General features: G+C 67.8%; 20 protein-coding genes. 5 read left to right on the top strand and 15 right to left on the bottom strand.

Translation table 11 applies throughout. From position 1 onward, the window contains the following. Positions 1–31: 31 nt before the first annotated feature. The 12 genes from ABD53_RS16305 to ABD53_RS00385 form a co-directional block, all read right to left on the bottom strand. A complete protein-coding gene (locus ABD53_RS16305; RefSeq protein ID WP_235401207.1) occupies positions 32–1,099 on the bottom strand; it encodes a TIGR03668 family PPOX class F420-dependent oxidoreductase in 1,068 nt (355 codons plus the stop codon). A 49-nt stretch (positions 1,100–1,148) separates the two neighbouring features. Further along, entirely contained in the window at positions 1,149–1,952 is an 804-nt protein-coding gene (locus ABD53_RS00435; protein WP_053057494.1) for a sulfite exporter TauE/SafE family protein, read from the bottom strand. After that, a complete protein-coding gene (cysC, locus tag ABD53_RS00430; RefSeq protein ID WP_047863781.1) occupies positions 1,949–2,524 on the bottom strand; it encodes an adenylyl-sulfate kinase in 576 nt (191 codons plus the stop codon). The genes ABD53_RS00435 and cysC overlap by 4 nt, the downstream gene beginning before the upstream one ends. Positions 2,525–2,590: 66 nt before the next feature. Continuing rightward, entirely contained in the window at positions 2,591–3,796 is a 1,206-nt protein-coding gene (sat, locus tag ABD53_RS00425; RefSeq protein ID WP_047863780.1) for a sulfate adenylyltransferase, read from the bottom strand. Continuing rightward, positions 3,793–4,155 (bottom strand): hypothetical protein, encoded by a 363-nt coding sequence (locus ABD53_RS17115; RefSeq protein WP_047863779.1) that lies wholly within the window; start codon positions 4,153–4,155, stop codon positions 3,793–3,795. The genes sat and ABD53_RS17115 overlap by 4 nt, the downstream gene beginning before the upstream one ends. A gap of 1 nt (position 4,156) precedes the next feature. Continuing rightward, positions 4,157–5,431, bottom strand: coding sequence for a Coenzyme F420 hydrogenase/dehydrogenase, beta subunit C-terminal domain (locus tag ABD53_RS00415; protein WP_047863778.1), 1,275 nt, complete (start codon positions 5,429–5,431; stop codon positions 4,157–4,159). Positions 5,432–5,474: 43 nt separating this feature from the next. Then, positions 5,475–7,232: a nitrite/sulfite reductase gene (locus tag ABD53_RS00410; RefSeq protein ID WP_200900234.1), complete on the bottom strand. Its 1,758-nt coding sequence runs from the start codon at positions 7,230–7,232 to the stop codon at positions 5,475–5,477. A gap of 2 nt (positions 7,233–7,234) precedes the next feature. Then, positions 7,235–8,086, bottom strand: a complete 852-nt coding sequence (locus tag ABD53_RS00405; protein WP_268778258.1) for a phosphoadenylyl-sulfate reductase — start codon at positions 8,084–8,086, stop codon at positions 7,235–7,237. A gap of 291 nt (positions 8,087–8,377) precedes the next feature. Beyond that, a complete protein-coding gene (gene cofE, locus ABD53_RS00400; protein ID WP_047863777.1) occupies positions 8,378–9,112 on the bottom strand; it encodes a coenzyme F420-0:L-glutamate ligase in 735 nt (244 codons plus the stop codon). Continuing rightward, positions 9,109–9,789 (bottom strand): 2-phospho-L-lactate guanylyltransferase, encoded by a 681-nt coding sequence (gene cofC / locus ABD53_RS00395; protein WP_053057492.1) that lies wholly within the window; start codon positions 9,787–9,789, stop codon positions 9,109–9,111. The genes cofE and cofC overlap by 4 nt, the downstream gene beginning before the upstream one ends. Positions 9,790–9,807: 18 nt before the next feature. Further along, positions 9,808–10,794, bottom strand: coding sequence for a 2-phospho-L-lactate transferase (gene cofD, locus ABD53_RS00390; RefSeq protein ID WP_235401206.1), 987 nt, complete (start codon positions 10,792–10,794; stop codon positions 9,808–9,810). Further along, positions 10,781–11,374: an NUDIX domain-containing protein gene (locus ABD53_RS00385; RefSeq protein ID WP_047863775.1), complete on the bottom strand. Its 594-nt coding sequence runs from the start codon at positions 11,372–11,374 to the stop codon at positions 10,781–10,783. The genes cofD and ABD53_RS00385 overlap by 14 nt, the downstream gene beginning before the upstream one ends. A gap of 22 nt (positions 11,375–11,396) precedes the next feature. On the opposite strand from ABD53_RS00385, the gene ABD53_RS15480 reads away from it, so the two are divergent. The 5 genes from ABD53_RS15480 to ABD53_RS00360 all read left to right on the top strand — a co-directional run bounded on the left by ABD53_RS15480 (position 11,397) and on the right by ABD53_RS00360 (position 16,028). After that, positions 11,397–12,155, top strand: a complete 759-nt coding sequence (locus ABD53_RS15480; RefSeq protein WP_152670502.1) for a lipoate--protein ligase family protein — start codon at positions 11,397–11,399, stop codon at positions 12,153–12,155. Between the two features lie 54 nt (positions 12,156–12,209). Further along, positions 12,210–12,821, top strand: coding sequence for a MarC family protein (locus ABD53_RS00375; RefSeq protein ID WP_152670501.1), 612 nt, complete (start codon positions 12,210–12,212; stop codon positions 12,819–12,821). A gap of 188 nt (positions 12,822–13,009) precedes the next feature. Continuing rightward, entirely contained in the window at positions 13,010–13,672 is a 663-nt protein-coding gene (locus ABD53_RS00370) for a flavin reductase family protein (protein ID WP_200900233.1), read from the top strand. Positions 13,673–13,698: 26 nt separating this feature from the next. Next, entirely contained in the window at positions 13,699–14,580 is an 882-nt protein-coding gene (locus ABD53_RS00365; protein WP_047863773.1) for a class I SAM-dependent methyltransferase, read from the top strand. Positions 14,581–14,738: 158 nt separating this feature from the next. Beyond that, positions 14,739–16,028, top strand: coding sequence for a YeeE/YedE family protein (locus tag ABD53_RS00360; protein ID WP_235401204.1), 1,290 nt, complete (start codon positions 14,739–14,741; stop codon positions 16,026–16,028). 36 nt (positions 16,029–16,064) lie between these two features. On the opposite strand, the gene ABD53_RS00355 is transcribed toward ABD53_RS00360, so the two are convergent. Genes ABD53_RS00355 through mdlC form a run of 3 tightly spaced genes read right to left on the bottom strand, consistent with a single transcriptional unit; the run spans position 16,065 to position 18,874 of the window. Further along, entirely contained in the window at positions 16,065–16,502 is a 438-nt protein-coding gene (locus tag ABD53_RS00355) for a PPOX class F420-dependent oxidoreductase (RefSeq protein ID WP_047863772.1), read from the bottom strand. Next, positions 16,499–17,266: a TVP38/TMEM64 family protein gene (locus tag ABD53_RS00350; RefSeq protein WP_053057490.1), complete on the bottom strand. Its 768-nt coding sequence runs from the start codon at positions 17,264–17,266 to the stop codon at positions 16,499–16,501. The genes ABD53_RS00355 and ABD53_RS00350 overlap by 4 nt, the downstream gene beginning before the upstream one ends. A gap of 24 nt (positions 17,267–17,290) precedes the next feature. Then, on the bottom strand, positions 17,291–18,874 hold the full coding sequence (mdlC, locus tag ABD53_RS00345; RefSeq protein WP_047863771.1) for a benzoylformate decarboxylase: 1,584 nt from the start codon (positions 18,872–18,874) through the stop codon (positions 17,291–17,293). Between the last annotated feature and the right edge of the window lie 106 nt (positions 18,875–18,980).

Raw genomic sequence — 18,980 nt, 5'->3', positions numbered from 1 at the left:
GCCGGCAGGCGATACCCGGATGTTAACCCGGCTAATCCCGGTACACCACCAGCTCATCTAGCGGCAGCCGGGAGCGGCGTTTCGGTGGGTCTCCGGCGGCGTACCCGAGGGTGAGGAGCGCCTGGGGTTCGAGCGTCTCATCCAGGTCCAGAGCGCGGCGCACCGTGGCCGGGGAGAAGAGCGGGGCGCACATCCAGCCCCCGTCCAGCCCGGCGGCGTAGGCGGCGAGCAGCATGCTCTGGGCGGCGGCCCCGAGGCTCTGCACGGCCATCTCCGTCTCGTGCGCGCCGCGCCCGGGGTCCGGGTAGCGGTCCAGGTCTCCCGTGTACAGGCACAGCAGTACGAGGGCTGGCGCGTCGAATAGCCGGTGCCGGGAGCCTTCGAGCCGCTTCTCGACGGTCCCCTCGTTCTGGCCGTCCATCCGCAGGTTCTCCCGCCAGGACTCCCCCATCTCGTCCGCGAGGCGGCGCTTCGCGCCCTCCCCGGTAACCACGGCGAAGCGCCAGGGCTGGCGACCGTGGGGCGACGGAGCCCACCGTCCGGCTTCGAGCACCCGGTCCAGGGTCTCCGGCGGCACGGGCTTTTCCAGATAACGCCGCACCGAGCGCCGTCCATACAGCGCGTCGAGCATGGGCCCCTCCGGGACGTCGGGTTTGGAGAGGGCTCCCCAGGAGGCGGCGCGCTCGGGGCGGATCGCGATCACGGGCTCGTTCTCGATGCGCATCCGCTCGTACTGGCGGTACTTGCCGCGCAGGAGGCGTACGGCGGCGTCGTGCTCCTCGGCGCCGGGTTCAACGAGGTCGGCCCGGCCCCGCAGCATCACGTAGGCCAGGAGGCTCCAGTCCTCGGCGTAGCGGTCGGCGATCAGGGCGACGCGCGGGTTTTCCAGGATGTTCCGCACCCGCTTGAGCCCCCTGGCCGAGCCCTTCTTGGGCTTCTCGTCCAGCGCGATGTAGAGAGATTCCACGCCCGGCGGGCAGGCGAAGCAGACCGGCACGGCGTGCGGCTCACCGGCGGCGTCCGCGGTCGCGAGCCGGGCCACCCGGCTTCTTATGAGAAAAGAGGCCGAATCGTCCGTAAGGTTCAAGGTGGGTTTCAATAGGCGGTCCGGGACCCCGACGGGCCATCTCCGTGTCCTACCGGAAGACTCAGTGGCCGCCGAAGATCAGCTGGAAGCCGACGACGGTTACCATAACCGCCAGGATCAGGCGCAGTGGCTTGGAGGGCACGTAGCGGGCGACGCGGCTGCCGATGAGCACGCCGGGGATGCTGCCGATGAGCAGGGTGCCGGCGAGGCCGAAGGCGACGTTGCCGCTCGCTATGTGGGCGAGGCCGGTAACCAGCGCGAGCACAGTGGCGTGGACGATGTCCGTGCCCACTATGACCGCCGGAGACAGCGGGTACAAGAGCAGGAGTATGATCGCCATGATGCTCCCGGCCCCGACCGAGGTCAGACCGACCAGATAGCCGCCCATCGCGCCGAACAGGATGGTGTAGTAACGGCGGCGGCGGCTCATCTTGCCCTCGCCGCTCCACACGTCCTGGCGCTTTCGCATCCACCTCTCCGGCATGAAGATGCGGAAGACCAGGGAGCCGCCGACCAGGATCAGGACCAGCCCTATTATGGTGATCATGATGGAGTTGACCGCGGCATCCTCGAAAGAGCCCTTGATCCACTCCAGCGTCGCCACCCCTAAAAGGCTCGCCGGTATGCTCCCGAGACCCAGGAATAACGCGACTTCCAGATTCACCGACCGCTGGCGGTAGTGCTGGACCGAGCCGGCCATCTTGGTGAGTGTGGCGAATACGAGATCCGTCCCGATGGCCGTCGGGGCGGAGACGCCCACGACCGCTATCAGAAATGGGGTCATAAGAGCTCCGCCCCCGACCCCCGTGAGGCCCACCAGAAAACCGACCAGCAGGCCGAAAAGGGTCGGGAGCAGGTCTATCACGCGCGGCTGGTCTCTTGTACCCGCTCGAGATAGTCGAGCTCCACCAGCTTCTCGATGACCCGCTGGGCGCTCTCCTCGGCCTCTTCCTGATCGGTGTGCAGGTGGAGCTCGGGGGCGGCCGGGGCCTCGTAGGGGTCGGAGACGCCGGTGAACTCCGGGATCTCGCCGGAGTAAGCCTTGGCGTACAGACCCTTCACGTCGCGGTCGGCGCAGACCTCGACCGGCGCGTCCACGAAGACCTCCACGAAGTCCCCGACGTTACGCCGCACCTCGTCGCGGGCCTCCTTGTAAGGCGAGATGGCGCTGACGATCACACCGACCCCGTTGCGGGTAAGCAGGTCCGCCACGAACCCGATGCGCAGCACGTTGGTGTCGCGGTCCTCCCGGGAGAAGCCGAGGCCCTTGGAGAGGTTGGTGCGTACCACGTCGCCGTCGAGCACCTCTATCGGCACCTGCTCGTGGCGTAACTGCTTCTCCACTATATCCGTGATGGTGGTCTTACCGGCACCCGAGAGCCCGGTGAACCACAGCGTGAAGCCGTTCTTTATCTTGAGCGAGTTCCCGTTGTCCATGATTCCCTCCAATTTTACGCTGGTCATTGCGTTGTTTGCGTTACGAAGCTTCAGGTGTGTCTTAGTTCAGGTGCGGGGCTGCTTGACAGTCTTCTCCTCGTCCCGGATACCCTCCATCAAGACCTCTATGACCTCCGGGCGCGAGAACTCGGCCGGCGGGTACTCTCCGGAGGCGAGCATCTGGCGCACCTTCGTGCCCGAGAGGAACACGTGCTCCTCGGCGTCGTGTGGGCAGGTCTTGGTCGTGCCCATCTGGCCGCAGGCGCGGCAGAAGAAGGCGTGCTCGTACATGAGCGGCGTGATGCCGAGATCCTCCTCGGAGAACTGCTTGAAGATCTCCTGCGCGTCGTAGGTGCCGTAGTAGCTGCCGACCCCGGCGTGATCGCGCCCGATAATGAAGTGGGTGCAGCCGTAGTTCTTGCGGCACATGGCGTGGAACACGGCCTCACGCGGCCCGGCGTAGCGCATCGCCGCCGGGAACACCGCGAGCATCGAGCGGTCCTGGGGATAGTACTTCTCGAGGATCGTCTCGTAGGAGCGCATCCGTACCGGCGCGGAGATATCGTCGGACTTGGTCTCGCCGACGAGCGGGTTGAGCAGCAGCCCGTCCACGATCTCCAGGGCGCTCTTCTGGATGTACTCGTGCGCCCGGTGGACCGGGTTGCGGGTCTGGAAGCCCACGACGCGCTTCCAACCGTTGTCGGCGAAGGCCTGACGCAGCTCGGCGGGCTCATAGTAGTACTTGGGGAAGTTGCGGGCGTTCGGCTCCGGTTCGAGGAGGGTGACCTCGCCTCCGATCAGGGTATCCCCCTGCGCGTAGAGGTTCGCGACACCAGGATGCTCCTCGTCCTCGGTGCGGTACACCTCGCGGGCCTCGCGCCTTTTGTCGTAGGAGTAGAGCTCCTCGACGAGCATCGTGGCGACGATGCGGCCGTCGCCGTCAGCGAGCGAGATCTCATCCCCCTCGCTAACGCCGGAGATCTCCTCGTCGCTCGCGGAGAGGGTGATGGGCAGGCTCCATACGAGCCCGTTTGCCAGACGCATGTTCTCGACCACTGGAGAGTAGTCGGCGCTGGTCATAAAGCCCCGAATCGGGGAGAAAACACCGGTCGAGATCATCTCCAGGTCCGACAGCTGCCGGGGGCCGAGCTCGATCTTAACCAGGCTCTTCGCCTTCTCCAGCCGCTCCGCCCGCTCACTCTCCGGCGCGAGCCGGTTGACGAGCTCGCCGCCGTGGGGCGCTATCGTCGCGAACTCCGTGGCGGCGCTCATCGGCTCACCCCCGCTCCCGCGAGCTCGGCCCGCTCGCCACAGCCTCCGGGCACCCGGCGGGCGGCGCGTCCGGCCAGGCCGGAGGCGCAGTGCTCCCATACCCGCTCGCCCACGACCCAGAGCCTCACCTCGTCGGCGTAGCCCCGGGCGACCTCGACGAAGTCGTCGTAGTCCATGCCACACCCGGTGAGCGCCTCGGACCATTCCTCCCACAGAGGGGCCGCGAGAAACTCCCCGTCCCTGATAACGCTCCGGCCCTCGCAAGGCGACTGCTCTATAAGGCTCCGGGTCCGGGTCCGCAGCTCTGCGGGCTCCTCGGGCATCCGGAGCTCGCTGCGCAGGTTGTTTAGGTCTTCCAAGCTAATACCTCACCGCGTCGTGGTGTACGGGAGCCCGGTCGGTGCCCTCGTAGTTCTCCAGATGGTCCTCGAAGTCTATGAACAACGGGGCATCGGGGTCGAAGGTGCGCTTCAGGCTCTTGAACGCCGTCTTCTTATCCAAGCCGTCCAGCTTATCCAATGCTTCGGGCTTGTCAAGTTCCCGCAGCTCAAGCTTGTCGCGAACGGCATCAAAGGCGACCTTGCCCTCGTCCGAACGGACCAGCACGCTGGAGTATCCGTCGGCGCTCCCGACGGAGCCCACGGAGATGTCGGCGGCATGTCCCATGAAGTCGGCGCACTCGTCGCAGCCCTTGAGGGCCGCGCCGTGGAAGTCCTTTATGGGCTCTTCGAAGATGGTCTCGCCGTCGTGGTCCTGGACGATGAACTTGCCCCGGATGATGTCCACCCGGCCAACGTCGTCCAGGTTCACGCCGCGCTTTTCCTGCACCTCGTCCAGCATCAACTTCTCGTAGTTGAAGCTCTTGGTGCACAGGAGCGCTATAGTGAGCGTTATGGCCTCTACCTTGGAGGAGCCCCACACCCAGGGCCGGGCCTGCATGGCCTTTATGCCCTCGATCTCGCACGGCGTCCCCACGACCGCGACGCGCGGGTTAGGCGGCAGATCGTAGTCCTTGAAGTCCACGTGTCCGAGCGCGAGCGTCTGGTTGTAGAAGCTCCCGGCGCACTCCCGGACCTCCTCGGGCGTGGTCGCCAGGAACGCCTCGCCCTTCCACGGCTCGGTCGCGCTCTCCTTCGCGAGCAGCGCGCCGTCGATCTCGTCCTTCTCCAGTAGCGAGATGATGAGCGCGCTAACGAATCCGCCGTCCTGGGCACCCTCGATCATGGGGTTCACGCGGGCCGTGTGGCTCTCGTGCACCGGACCCAGGCTCTGCGCCGCGCTGGCCTCCGCACTTCCATTACCGTCGCCAACACCAAACGCCTGTCCGTTGATGTCAGCGGTCGCCGCAACGTTACCCTTCTTGTCGCTCGCGGAGAGCTTCCAGGTCGCCTCGTACTGCAGGCCGCCACGGGGGCAGAAGTCCCAGCACAGGGAGCAGCCGGTGCACATCTTTACCAGCTCCGGCAGGTCGTCGTCGCCGATGCCGATTGAGTCGGTCGGGCAGGCCGCGACGCACACGCCGCACTGAATGCAGCGGTCGGCGTCTATGACCGCCTTCTCGAGGTCCCAGAACCAGACCTTGCCCGGCGCCTCCTCGACGTCGCTCATCATGTCGCGGATGTCGAATCCAGCCAATTGGCTACTTACCTTTCCTGGTTTCTAAGTTCCTGGTCTCTGATTAATCTTTGGTGCCGGGAATCTCGGGTGAGCCCGCCGTGCCGTCCGTGCCCTGAGGAGCACCGTCCTCGTTGCCGTGCGTCTGCCACGGGTCGGGCTCGCTGAAATCCGCCCCGGAGGCCGCGTCCTTGATGGTCTTGCGCAGGCCGCGGTTCTCCATACGGCGGGACCATTCATGGAACTTCTCGCCCTCGTGGCGCTCGGCCTTGAACCGCTCTATTAGAGCGGTCAGGGCGGCGGGTACGGCGGAGGTCGGACGTGCGCCGTCCACCCAGTCTATGAACGCGGCGTCGCCGCCCAGAGAGCCGCCGAGCCCGATATCCACACCCTCGACAAAGGAGTCCGGTCCCTTGGCGGTCTCGCCCCGGAAGCCGATGTCTGCGATCTGGGGCTGAGCGCACGACGCCGAGCAGCCGGAGAAGTGCATCCCGATGGAGTCCTGCTCAAGCCCATCATTCGCGTACTTCTCGTCCATCTCCTTCGCCCACCTGACGGCGCGGGCCTTGGTCTCGACGATGGCGAAGCGGCAGAACTCGCTGCCGGTGCAGGCCACGACCCCGCGTGAGAACGGTCCGGGGGTCGGGGAGTAGGTCTCAAGCAAGGGCTCGGCGAGAAACTCGTCCAGCCGCTCTTCGGGTATGCCGGTGATGACGATGTTCTGGTCGGTCGCGAGCCGGATGGAGCCGCCCTCGCCGCCGTACTCCTCGGCGAGCCGAGCAGCCTCTATGAAGTCCTCGCCGCCCATCCTGCCGACCATGACGTTGAGCCCAACGTAGTAGTTGCCGTCCTTCTGACAGTGGACGCCGGTATGGTCGCCCCGGTAATGGTCGGTCAGGTCCTCCCCGGCGGGCGTGAGCTCGAAGTTTACGCGAGCCTGCAGCGCGTCCCGGAAGCCCTCGGGGCCGAGCTCCTGCACCAGGTAGCGCATGCGCGCCATCCAGCGGTTCTCCCGGTTGCCGAGCTCGCCGAAGACCTGGGCGATGCCGCGCGTGAGCTCCACGGCCTGATCCTCGGTGATAAACACGTCTATGTCCGATGCGAGCCTTGGGCCGTCGGAGAGACCGCCGCCGGCCCGGACGTTGAAGCCCACGGTACCGTCTTCGAGACGGGCCGGGACGAGTCCTATGTCGTTGATCTCGGACTGGGCGCAGTCCTCGCAGCAGCCGGTGACGCTCATCTTGAACTTGCGCGGCAGGTTCGCGTACTCGCGGTTGTCGGTGAAGTAGTCGCTTATCGCCTGCGCCGTGGGGTAGGCGTCTATGACCTCGTTCTCGTCCAGGCCGACCACGGGGCAGGAGAGCACGTTGCGAGAGGAGTCGCCGCAAGCCTGGGTGGTCGTCAGCCCGACCTCTTCGAGCCTGCGCCAGATCTCGGGTATCTCCCCCATCTTGAACCAGTGCATCTGGATGTCCTGGCGCGTCGTGACGTCCAGAAACGCGTCGCCGAACACGGGGTTTGGTTCGGGGCCCCGGGCGAAGTCCACCGCGATCTGGCCGACGACCCGCGCCTGCTCGGGGCTCATTACGCCGCCGGGGACCTTGAGGCGCATCATGAACGCGTCGCCGCCCTGCTTTTGCGGATAGATGCCGGCCCACTTGAGGCGCTCAAGCTCTCCGGGCACGGCGTGCAGGGAGGCTACGCCTTCCTTGGAGTACGTGTCGCGGATGGCGTCGCGCACCTCCAGCGGGTGCCGGTCGAGCTTTACCTTCTCTACCTTGTTCAGCTTGTCCAGGGTCTGACCTTCTCTGAGAAACTGCAAGGCTACTCGCCTCCCGTGTCGTCCGCGAGGTGCAGGCCGCACTCGGTCTTGCCCGAGCCGGACCAGCGCCCGGCGCGCCAGTCCTCGCCCTCGCCCACGGGCCGGGTCTGGGGCCAGCAGCCGATGCTGTTGTAGCCCTGGTTGAGCAGCGGGTTAACCGGCACGTCGTGAGCCTCGACGTAGCCTTCCACGTCGTCGGCCGTCCAGCCGGCGAGCGGCGCGACCTTTGCCTTGCCGAACTGCTCATCCACGGTCACGACCGGCGTGGCGGCGCGATTCTCGGTCTGCTCGCGGCGGATGCCGGTCATCCAGGCCTCATAGTCTTCGAGCGTGCGGCGCATGGGCTCGACCTTTCGGATCTTGCAGCACGTGTCGGGCTTGCAACCGTACATCCCGACCCCGTACCGCTCGACCTGCTCCTCCACCGTAAGCGCCGGGCGCGCGACATGCAGGTTCAGGTTCTTGTAGCGGCGCATCGTCTTCTCGCGGAAGCGCACGGTCTCTGAGAAGAGAAAACCCGTATCCATCGTTATGACCGTCGGCCGCGCCTCGCGATCCGCGGCGAGCCCGGGGGTACGATCCACCGTCCTGGAGAGCATGTCCAGAAGTACCATACCCTCCGGCCCGCCGAAGGAGACGGAGAGCGCGAGATCGCTCCCGAATCGCTCGACGGCCCAGTGCAGTATCTCCTCGGCCGGCCGCGCCTCGAGCTCCGAGGCGGCCTCTTCCACTTCCTGTTCCAGGCGTTGGCGGGCTTCTGGGATCGAAGTTTCTCCGGCGTCGCCCGCGGACGCCGTTAACGCTGTTAGCCCGGTTGACGAGCCCCGCGATCGGGCTGTAAGAGCTTTGGACACTGTTAAACCCTTTCCTGAAATAGAGCCGAGAGTGGTGGGTTCGCCGGAGCGACATGCTAGATACCGGCACCCGGTTGCAAAATGGGGTGGACTAGGCGGGGCCCATACATCGAACGCCGGGGTTGCCGGAGTAGAAACCTCTCCGCCCACGGGACCAGGGCGCGGCTGTGGCTCTGAAAGTCACGAAGCAGATGCTAAGCAACGCTCCACGCTCCGTCAACGCAAAATACGATAAATTTTGTCGGATTTAGAAAAATTCTCGTTTTGAGGGGCCGTTTCCACAGCTCGGGATCATCTGAAGAGATCCTTGTCCGGGCTCATTACCAGCTCCGCGCCGCTGCCGCCGCCGGGCTCGTATCCGTAGTTTCTTACGATGGCGAGCGGTACGGCGGAGGTCTTTCCGACCACCAGCTCGGCGGCCGAGGCGAGCTCGTCGGCGACGGCTAGGATACTGGCCTCCAGCGGGTAGCCGTGGGGGTCGGTCTGGCCCCGGTAGTCGGCGAGGGGCCTCATCCCGGCCACGCCGAGGGCCACGTTGGTTATGCCCTCGCGCCAGGGCCGCCCGAAGGAGTCGGAGACCACGACGGGCACGGTTATGCCGAGGCGGTCCCGGAGGGCGGCGTGGAGCCTCGCGGCGGAGGCGTCCGGGTCCAGAGGGAGCAGGCACACCTCGTCCTCTCCGGGCACGTTTGAGGCGTCCACCCCGGCGTTGGCGCAGACGAAGCCGTGGTGGGTCTCGGTGATGAGGACGCCCCGGTCCATCTTCACGATACGCCGCGACTCGCGCAGGACGACCTCGGTCTGACGCGGGTCCTTGCCGTGCTCGGCGGCGAACTGCCGGGCGAACGGCGAAGGCTCGACGCCGGAGAGGGCCACGATCCGGCCCTCGGACTTGCTCACGATCTTGTGCGTGACCACCAGCACGTCGCCGTCGCGCAGGCCGGCGGCCCCGGCCACGAGAGCAGAGAGGTCGGCCCCGGGCCGCACCTCGGGCAGACCGTGGACGGGTATGATCTCGACCGTCAAGCCCGGCCCTTTCCCCGGGAGAACACGCTGTCTATACCACTCGGACCATCCGGGACGCGGAGCTCCTCGGGCACGTCGAACTGAGAGAGGTCTCCCACGGTGTCTATGTCGAAGGAGAGGTTGGGCAAAGGGCACTCGCCGGCACCGAGCCCGCGACGCCGGGCGGCGTCCAGATGAGCCCGGCGGCTGCCGCTGCCGAAGAGGAAAGGTATCGCATCCGGGGGCTCTAGGAGCAGGGCGTTGGTACCGGAGCGCGCCGCGTCCGGCGCCAGGGTGACCGGCGTCTCCTCCCCAGCCTGGAGCACGCTCTCGACGTCGTCGGTCCGGATCAGAGGCAGGTCGGCGGGGAGCACGAGCAACGAGGCCGCCCCTCGCGACAAGGCCCACTCCCGCGCCTCTTCGAGAGCCGGGTTGAGGCCGCTCGTGCTCTGGGGCAGCGGCACGGCCCCGGCCTCGGCGGCGGTCTCCAGCACCAGCTTGTCCGGGCTCACGACGCAGAGGTTCGCCGGTGGTATCCCGGCGAGCCGCAACACGGAGACGACGTGCTTCATCATGTACAGCGTGAGCCCGGCCCGGCTGCCCGGGCCCAGGGCGGGCGCGAGGCGGCTCTTGGTGCCGAGCAGGTCCTTTACCGGCACGGCGGCGAAGGTCCTCTCCAGCTCTCGTCCGGCGCTCATCCGCACCTCATCCGCGCCTCATTCGGGCCTCACGCTCAGACCCTCGGCGACGTCCAGCACCTCGCGGGCCAGCCGTGCCCGGTCGGGCTCGTCGTGCATCACGGCGTCCGTGAGGTAAGGGCGTACGTCCAGCCCCTCTATCTCGGACTCCTCCCCCGCGTCGGCGGCGTCCATTATCAGGGCGTCTATGAGGCCGGCGTAGAACCGCGCCACCCCGGTGGCGGAGGACTCGTGTCCGGTCGAGGAGAGCATCCGGTCGGCCGGACCCTTGAGCGCCCGGCCACCGACGATCGGGCTGACGGCGACCTTCGGAACCGAGGAGGCCGCCAACGCGTCGCCCACCCCGGGCACGGCCAGTATCGGGCCGAGGCTTACGACCGGGTTCGAGGGACACAGCACTATGGCGTCGGCCTCCCGGATGCCGTCGAGGACGGCCCTCGTGGGTCTGGCCTCGTCCACGCCCCGGAACTCTACGCCGCGCACCTCGTCGCGCTGGCCGCGCCGGACGAAGTACTCCTGGAACTCCAGCGGCCCGGCGGGAGTGTCGAGCACGGTCGCGACCGGGTCGTCGGACATCGGCAGGATCTCGCTCCGTACCCCGAGGCGGCGGCCCAGGTCGCGGGTTATGGAGGTAAGGCTTTCGCCGGAGCGCAGGCGCGAGGTGCGGAGCAGGTGGGTTGCGAGGTCCCGGTCGCCGAGCCAGAACCAGGTGTCCTCGCCGTAGCGGCCGAGCATCTCCAGAGAGTCGAAGGTCTCCCCGGCTAACCCCCAGCCGGTCTCGGGGTTCGCAAGGCCCGCGAGGGTGTACATGACCGTGTCGAGATCCGGACAGATGCGCAGCCCCCAGAGGTCGAAGTCGTCGGCGGTGTTCACGACGACCGTGAGATCCCCGCCCGGCAACGCTGCCTCCAGCCCGGCGGCGAGCTTCGCGCCCCCCACCCCGCCCGCGAGCGCGAGCACCTTCATCGCGCCACTATCCGGGCCGCCGGGATCAAACGGCGGCATCGCGGGAAGCGGGACGGCCCAGCGCGTAGCCCATGATTGCGACGAGGCTGAGGGCGTCCGTGATCCTGCCGTCGGAGGCCATTTCCAGCGCCTCGCCCACGGGTACGCGGCGCACGGCTAGCTCCTCCGTGCCCTCGGGCCGGCGCTCGCCCGCTTCGAGGCCGGTGGCGACGAACCACACCCCGTACTCGTCGCTCACGGAGTTCGACAGGTGGGCCTCGCCGAGTAGCCGCCAGTCTCTGGCCACGAGGCCGGTCTCCTCCGCCAACTCGCGCCGGGCGGCTTCGAGAGGCTCCTCATCCTCGGGGCAGCCACCCTCCGGTATCTCCCAGGAGTAGGCCCCCAGAGGATAGCGGTACTGCCCGACGAGGTAGAGGTGGTCGTCCTCGACCGCCAGGACGCCGACGGCCAGGTTCTTGTAGTGGACCACGCCGTAGATGCCCGGCTCGCCGTCGGGACGCACGACCCGGTCCTCGCGGACCGAGATCCAGGGATTCTCGTACACCGCGCTCGACCCGAGGACCTTCCACGGTCCCCGGTCTTCTCCCCCGGCGCGTTTTTCTAGTCTCTCGCGGTTCATCTCCGGCTGCTATCTTAGCATCGTGGAGGTGCTGATCCCGGAGAAGCTCGACGACCCCGAGGACGGGTTCGGTCTGCAGCAGGCGGTGCTGGAGGAGGTCGGCTCCGGGCGGCGCGGCCCTACCGCCCTGCTGTGGTCCTCGGCGCGTTACGTGGGCGTCACACGCCCGGAGACCCGGCTGACCGGCTTTGAGGAGGCGAGAGAGCGGATGGCGGGGCTCGGCTTTCCGGTGCTGGTGCGGAACTCGGGCGGGGGTGCGGTGGCGGCCAACCGGGGGTCGCTCTCCTTCTCCATGACGTTTCCGGTGCGGGATCTGCGCCAAGGCCTGTACGAGCGGTACGCGGAAGGCTCCGGCGTGCTCGTCTCCGCGCTGCGCGGCCTCGGCGTTGACGCCGAGGCCGGTGGGGTAGAGAGGGAGTTCTGTCCGGGGGCGTACTCGGTGAGGTCGGGAGGTGCGGGCGGGATCAAGGTCGCCGGTCTCGCGCAGCGCGTCGCCCAGCGGGCGGCCCGGGTGGAGGCCCTGATCCTGGTCTCCGAGACGGAGGAAATAAGGAGGGTGTTGTCCGAGCTTTACCCGGCGCTCGGGCTGCCGTTCCGGCCGGAAGGGGTAGGAGACCTCGCCGGCGAGAACGGCCCGCTCGGGGTGGATGAAGTGATCCGGGCGCTCGCGGCGGAGCTCGGCGAGGTCTACGGGGCGGCCACGCTGGAGACGGGCGAGAGCCTGATCTCCCGCGCCCGGAAGCTGCGCGGCTCGTGGCGGGCATCCGGGCGGGAGGCGTGACCCTCGCTTATCTGGCCTCCTTAAAGCCCCGTAAGGTCCGTATAATCCCCGGTCGTGCCGGAGATAATGCTCAACTCGCTGGTGACGCTGATCGTGGTGGTGGACCCTGTAGGGCTCGCGCCCCTGTTCGTGGCGCTTACGCGGGGCATTCCCGAGCGCCAGCGGCGCATCCAGGCGGTGCGGGGCGTCGCGCTGGGGACGGCAATACTGCTCGTCTTCGCGTTCGTGGGCGACGCACTGCTGGCGGCGCTCGGCATAGGGTTGCCGGCGTTCAGGATCGCGGGCGGTGTGCTGCTCTTCCTGGTGGCGGTGGACATAATCTTCGGCAGGCCCTCGAACGTCCGCCCCACGCCCGAGGACGAGCCCGGTACGCACGAGGACGTCGCGGTCTTCCCGCTGGCGATACCACTTATAGCCGGTCCCGGGGCTCTGGCCACGGTGCTCCTGTACACGGGCGGGGCCGACGCTGGGGAGACGGCGGTGTTTCTCGGGGTGCTCCTGTTCGTGCTGGCCCTGACTCTGGTCTCGCTGCTCCTGGCGCCGCGCATAATGGGCATCTTCGGCGAGTCCGGCTCGGACGTGTTCTCGCGGGTGCTCGGGGTGCTCCTGGCGGCGCTCGCCGTGCAGTTCGTGCTCGACGGGGTGATAGAGAGCCTGCCCGGCTAGCCTCCGGGCCCTTCCAGCGAGGGGCGGCTCCGGCTGCACTAACGGCACTTGTGGAAGCACCCCCGGCGTAGTAGCCTCGGATGGCGCTTTCGGGGCGATTTCAGGAGCTCCGGGAGCCTGTGTGTGGCTTTGGAGCCAGTTGCGTCGTAGCCGATCGCGTGCCTTCGGGGTGTACCGGGAGAGACCAGATGTCCGTAGACGGAGAGAGCATGGAAAACGGAGGCTTCGTCTGGGACTCCAGGGAGCCCGGGGCGGCGGCGCTCAGGGAGGCGATGGGCACGTTCCCGACGGGCGTAACCGTGCTCACCAGCGGCCACGGAGAGGCCGCAGAGGGTATGACGGCGAACGCCGTGATCTCGGTCTCGCTCGACCCGGTGCTTTTTCTGGTGAGCGTCCACCGGGAGACCAGGATCTCACCCCGCATCAAGGAGTGCGGGTACTACGCCGTGAGCCTCCTGGCGGCGAATCAGGAAGGTCTCTCCAGGCTCTTCGCCTCGCCGGAGCGTTCGAGCGGTCTTTCGGCGGTCCACTCGCTCGGCGGGGGCTACGGCCGGACCGGCGCCCCGCTCGCCGCCGGCGCCCTGGCGGCCATCGAGTGCGAGCTGGAAGCGGCATATCCGGGCGGGGATCATGAGCTGTTTCTGGGCCGGGTGGTGGCCGTACACCTGGGCGACGCTCGCAGAGGGCCGCTGCTCTTCCACGATGGGGGCTACCCGCCGCTGTACTCCTCCGGGACGAGAACCGGCCAGGAGAGCCAGGACAACGCCTTCGTGGACTCGGTGAGAGGCTTCGACGCCCGTCTGAGCGGGCGCGCGGGGCGGAAGGGCCGCCGCGGGGGCCGCGGAGGCTGAGTAACCGAGGAGATCCGGAGAGATAAGTGTTCCGAAAAACGAGCCTCGAACTGGTCCGGCCCGAGCCCTCGGTCCCCGCCGGACTCGTGTTTATCTCCGGCGTGGAGCGGGAGGGCGTGATAGTGCGCGGCAGGACCCGCTCCCGCTCGGGGACGAACTACGAGATCAAGCGCGGGTATCTCGATCTCCTGGAGTCTCGCGGGGGCGCCTCGAAGGGGGCCTCGAACCTCGCCAACCTCTCGAACTTCGCGCCCGGCGCGGGCCGGCTGTACGAGCCCGTGTGGCGGACCCGCTCGTTGGATCTCCTCACCGGCAAGCGGTTTTCCAACGAGCGGGAGGTGGACCTCATCGCCGAGATGGTGGAGCTCGACCGCTCGGGGACCTACCTCGACCTCGGGTGCTCCGCCGGGCTCTACACCCGGGGCCTCTCGCTGGTGCTCGACGAGCTCTCCAGGGAGTCTGACATGATCGGGATAGACATCTCCCCCAACATGCTCCGGGAGGCGACGAGCCGCTCGCTGGCAGCCGGCACTACGCCCTCCTTCGCCCGCGCCGACACCCACGAGCTACCCTTCCAGTCCTCCTCTTTCGTCGGCGTGGTCTGCGGCGGCACCCTGAACGAGCTCGGAGACCCCGCGCTCGCCCTCCGGGAATGCGCCCGTATCCTCAAGCCGGGCGGCAGGATCGCGATCATGGGCATCCTGAAATCCGGGACCCGGCGCGGCGTGAACCTGCAACGCCTGCTCTCGGTCGGCGGCGTCCGCTTCTTTACCGGCGAAGGCGTCGAGTCCCTGCTAGAAGAGGCGAGCTTCGAGGTCGAAAGCGTCACGACCCACGGCGCCGTGTTCTTCGCCGCCGCCCACCGCCGCTACGAGCTGCCGGAGATCCAGGAACCCAACACCGCATAACTCCTCCGAGCCTTTCCGAACCTCTTCGAGCTTCTCCGGGCCTGGATCTCTTGAAATCGGTCCGCGCCCTGTTTAAATTCCGACACGTTTTATAGGGTTTCAGGGTTTTGTAGCTTCTTTGTAGAGTTCGTAAGTTTTATGAGGTTCGGAGGCTTCAGGTGCAGGATACGCGGGATACGAGAGGCGCTCCACGGCCGGACGACCTTGGCCGGGGCAAACATGCCGAGGCCGGGGCGGGCTCCGGCAGAATAGCCGATACCCTGCCTCCGCCCCGCACCGGGGTCGCGGCGACCGGGATCGCCGGGATGGCGCTGCTCGGGTACGTGATCCTGTCGAGCCAGGGCTTGCAGCAGAGCGTGTTGTACGTTCTCGGGGCACTTCTGGGTGTGGCGCTGTTTCACGCGCGCTTCGGGTTCACCTCGGCGTTCCGGCAGCTGGTGGCGGTCGGTCAGGGAGCGGGGCTCAAGGCGCACATGCTGATGCTCGCGGTGGCGAGCATGATCTTCGCCCCGATACTCGCCGCCGGAGCCGGGCTCTTCGGGGTCGAGCCGACGGGCTACATAGCGCCCATCGGGGTCAGCGTCGTCGTGGGCTCCTTCCTGTTCGGGCTCGGGATGCAGCTCGGCGGCGCCTGCGCCTCAGGTACGCTCTACACCGTTGGCAGCGGCCAGACGGCGATACTCCTGACCCTCGGCGGGTTCGTCGTGGGCTCCGTCCTCGGCGCCTGGCACTGGGGCTTCTGGACGCAAGACGCGTTCAACTGGGCCACGATCGGCCTCGGTGAGACCGGGCTCGGATACGCCGGCGGCGCACTGGTGCAGGTACTGTTTATCGGGGCGATAGTCGCCGTGGTAACCCTGATCTCCCGCAGGAAGAGCCCGCCGCCCGTGAGCCGCAAGCCGAGCGCGCAGGGTCTGGGGCGCGTCGTGCGCGGCACCTGGCCGCTGTGGGTCGGGGCGCTGGCGCTCGCCGGGCTGAACGCCGCCGTCCTGGTGGTCAGCGGCAAGCCCTGGGGCGTGACCGGGGCGTTCGCGCTGTGGGGCTCGAAGATAGCGGGCGGCCTCGGCGTGGACGTCGCCTCGTGGACCTACTGGGCCGCCGACCCCGCACCGCTAGGGCAGTCCATCCTCGCAAACGCCACGACGGTGACCAACTTCGGCATAATCCTCGGGGCCCTGGTCGCCTCCGCGATCGGCGGCACGTTCGTCATACACAGGCGGATACCCCCGAAGACCGTGGTTGCCGCCCTGATCGGTGGCATCCTGATGGGCTACGGGGCGCGGCTGGCCTACGGCTGCAACATCGGGGCGTACTTCGGCGGCGTCGCCTCGCTTTCGCTGCACGGCTGGCTCTGGGCGGCGATGGCGCTCGTGGGTACCTACGCCGGCCTCAAGCTCCGCCCGCTCTTCGGCCTCGCCGTGCCAAAGCCGAAGGACTCTAGCTGCTAGAGCTATACTCCGGGCTTTCCCCGCTCGGGCGCGTTTCTAGCCCGGTGCTCCTTGCGGCGTAAGCTCCAGGAAAACCCGCTCTGAGGGGTTGCGGGACATGCGGCCCTCCACGAACTCGAAGGCGCGGTACTGGTAGCCGTACTTCTTCGACAGGGCCGCCTCCGCGGCCCCGGACTCCTCGTCCGATAGGAGACGCGCCCCGGCGCGGACGGTCCCGGCGTCCCGGAGAGGCCGTCCGCGCCAGTCGCTCGGGGTGAGATCCACCGGAGAGCCGGCCCGGATGCGTTTTACCTTGCCGGAGTCCAGGCCCGTAACCACGTAGGCCCTGTCGCCGGTTGCGGCGTTGTCCGGGAAGGCGAACCATACGGGGGTTGCGACCTCCCGGCCGTCGCGGCGGTAGGTGGTAAGCCTCACGTACTTGTGGCCCTCCAATGCATGCAGCGCCTGCGGATCGGATCGGTCGTCGTCGCTCATCGCTTATCCTCTCCTTGCAGGGGTTCGGGCTCATCTTGTCTCTCCGGGGTCTCGTCCGCCTCGTCCGCCTCGTCCGCCTCGATCTCAACGGCGGCGGTCCTGCGCCGGACTATTCCGGGCACGAAGGAGAGGGCGACGAAGATCACGGCCGCCACCCCGAGGTAGATGAAGACCCGTCCGAGGTTGTCGTCCGTGGAGAGCGAGCCGAGAGAGCCGCCCGCGAAGGCGTAGACGGCGACGCCGGGCACTATGCACACGCCGGAGACGAGAGCGTAGGTGGAGAGCCGGACGCGGGTAAGCCCGTAGGCGTAGTTCTGCAGGTTGAACGGGAAGACGGGCACGAGCCGCGTTATGACCAGCATCCGCCAGCCCTGACGCTCCACCCCGGCGTCGAGCCGCCTGAGACGCTCGTTACGCTGCACCCAGGAGGACACGAGGTCCCGGGCGGCGTACCGGGCCACCAGAAAGGCGAGTACGGCCCCGATCATGGCCCCTGTAAAGGCGTAGGTCGTGCCGAGAAACGCCCCGAACAGCAGCCCGGCGAGCAGCGTGAGCGGGGTACCCGGCAAGAACGCGACGGTGGCGACGGCGTACCCGCAGATAAACACGACGGGACCGGCGGGGCCGAGACCCGAGATCCAATCTCTCAAGAGCCCCAAATTTCCGGGCCGTAGATACTCCGCCAGCCCGGTCGTCCGGGCGGCCACGGCGACCGCCACGAGCAGGATCACGAGCCCGGCCAGCACCAGTCTGCGGCGGCTCAATCCGTCCTGCTCCCCACCCGGGGCCTACCCGCCAAGCAGCGGCGGAGGGGTCGGATCGACGGCGACGTTCAGCAGGTACGGCTCCCCCGAAACGAGGGCGCGCCGGATCGCACCGGGCAACCCGTCCGCCCCGGAGACGTTCTCGCCCGCGCAGCCGAGCCCCTCCGCAACCCGCACCGCGTCCACGCCCGGCAGATCGAGGCCCGGCACACCTTCCGCCCCGAGCGCGTCCCGGAAGCCCTTGAGTATGGAGTAGCCGGAGTTGTCTATGACGTAGAAGACGACCGGAGCCCCGTACCTGACGGCGCTCCACAGCGCCTGCACGGAGTACATCGCCGATCCATCCCCGATGGCGCACACCACCGGCCTCTCGGGCGAGGCGAGCTTCAGCCCGACGGCGGCGGGCATCGCCCACCCGAGCCCACCGGCGGCGGAAGTATAGTAGCCGCCGGGACTCTTGGCGGTAACGTACCGCTTTAGCTGCGGGTTGCTGGAGATGGACTCGTCCACGATCACGGCCTCCGGCGGCAGCGCCTCCCCGAGCGCGTGCATCGCGTACGCCACGCTCATAGGGTCGCCCTTCTCCGGCGTCTCGGGAGGGGAGTTCTTCGCCAGTCTCTCTCCTTCCGGCAGCCGTCCGGCGAGATGCCGGACCGCCGCGCCGACGTCCCCGACGATGCTGGTGCCGAGCGTGGCGCGGGCCGCCTCCTGCGGGTCTTCGGTGACGTGGAAGAGCCGGGTGCCCTCCTCCAGGGTCGGGCCGGGGACGTACGGGTAGTACAGGAATACCGGTGCACCGAGCACGAGTACCACGTCGTGGCCGGAGAGCTGCTTTGCTAGCTGCGCCTGAGCCGGGGCGAGCTGGCCCCGGTACAGCGGGTGATCCTGCGGAAACCCGGCGCGGCCCGAGATCGGATCCGTCCATACCGCCGCCCGGGCCCGCTCGGCGAGCTCCGCCGCCTCGTAAAAAGCCCCGCTCCGGTCCACCCCGGACCCCGCGACGATGGCCGGGCTCTCGGCCGACCGCAGGGCCTCGGTCACCCGGTCGAGCGCCGCCGGGTCCGGAGATGGTGCTCCGACGACCTCCCGCTCCGGGTGTAGCTCCTCGGTAGCCTCCCGATCCCAGTCGTCCATCGGGATGGAGACGAATACCGGACCCTGTGGCGGCTGCGAGGCGGTATGGTAGGCGCGCAGGATCTCCCCCGGCACGTCCTCCGCCCGCAGAGGCTCCACCGCCCGCTTCACGTAGGGCCGTGCGAGATCCACGAGCTTTCCGGTCAACAAAGGCTCTTTAGCCACGTGCCGCCGGTCCTGCTGGCCCGCCGTCACCACGAGTGGCGCTTTGTTATGCCACGCCGACACGAGGTTTCCTAGAGAGTTCCCGAGGCCGGGGGCGGTGTGGAGGTTCACGAGCGCGGGCCCGCCGGTGCCCTGGGCGTAGCCGTCTGCCATACCGAGGACGCTCGCCTCCTGCAGGCCGAGGACGTAGGTAAAGTCTTCGGGGAAGTCGTTCAGGAACGGGATCTCCGTCGAGCCCGGGTTTCCGAAGACCGTGGTCATCCCCAGGGATCGCAGGAGATCCAGGGTAGCCTCTCGTACCGTGGCCATGTTCCCGCCCCTTTCAACAGCCCCCACTACACCTGCGCCCAAATATACCAGAGCACCGGCTTTACACAGGCTCTGCGGAAGCTACACTCCAGGGCGACGCGTGAGG

The sequence above is a fragment of the Rubrobacter aplysinae genome (genome assembly GCF_001029505.1).
GTDB lineage: Bacteria > Actinomycetota > Rubrobacteria > Rubrobacterales > Rubrobacteraceae > Rubrobacter_A > Rubrobacter_A aplysinae.
This window is presented reverse-complemented; position numbering and strand designations above follow the sequence as displayed.

Coding starts and splice junctions, on each gene's coding strand:
- cysC (WP_047863781.1), bottom strand. CDS start 2,524: ATGGACAACGGGAACTCGCTCAAGATAAAGAACGGCTTCACGCTGTGG.
- ABD53_RS00370 (WP_200900233.1), top strand. CDS start 13,010: ATGTCCGTAGACGGAGAGAGCATGGAAAACGGAGGCTTCGTCTGGGAC.
- cofC (WP_053057492.1), bottom strand. CDS start 9,789: ATGAGCGCCGGACGAGAGCTGGAGAGGACCTTCGCCGCCGTGCCGGTA.
- ABD53_RS00355 (WP_047863772.1), bottom strand. CDS start 16,502: ATGAGCGACGACGACCGATCCGATCCGCAGGCGCTGCATGCATTGGAG.
- mdlC (WP_047863771.1), bottom strand. CDS start 18,874: ATGGCCACGGTACGAGAGGCTACCCTGGATCTCCTGCGATCCCTGGGG.
- sat (WP_047863780.1), bottom strand. CDS start 3,796: ATGAGCGCCGCCACGGAGTTCGCGACGATAGCGCCCCACGGCGGCGAG.
- cofD (WP_235401206.1), bottom strand. CDS start 10,794: ATGCCGCCGTTTGATCCCGGCGGCCCGGATAGTGGCGCGATGAAGGTG.
- ABD53_RS00385 (WP_047863775.1), bottom strand. CDS start 11,374: ATGAACCGCGAGAGACTAGAAAAACGCGCCGGGGGAGAAGACCGGGGA.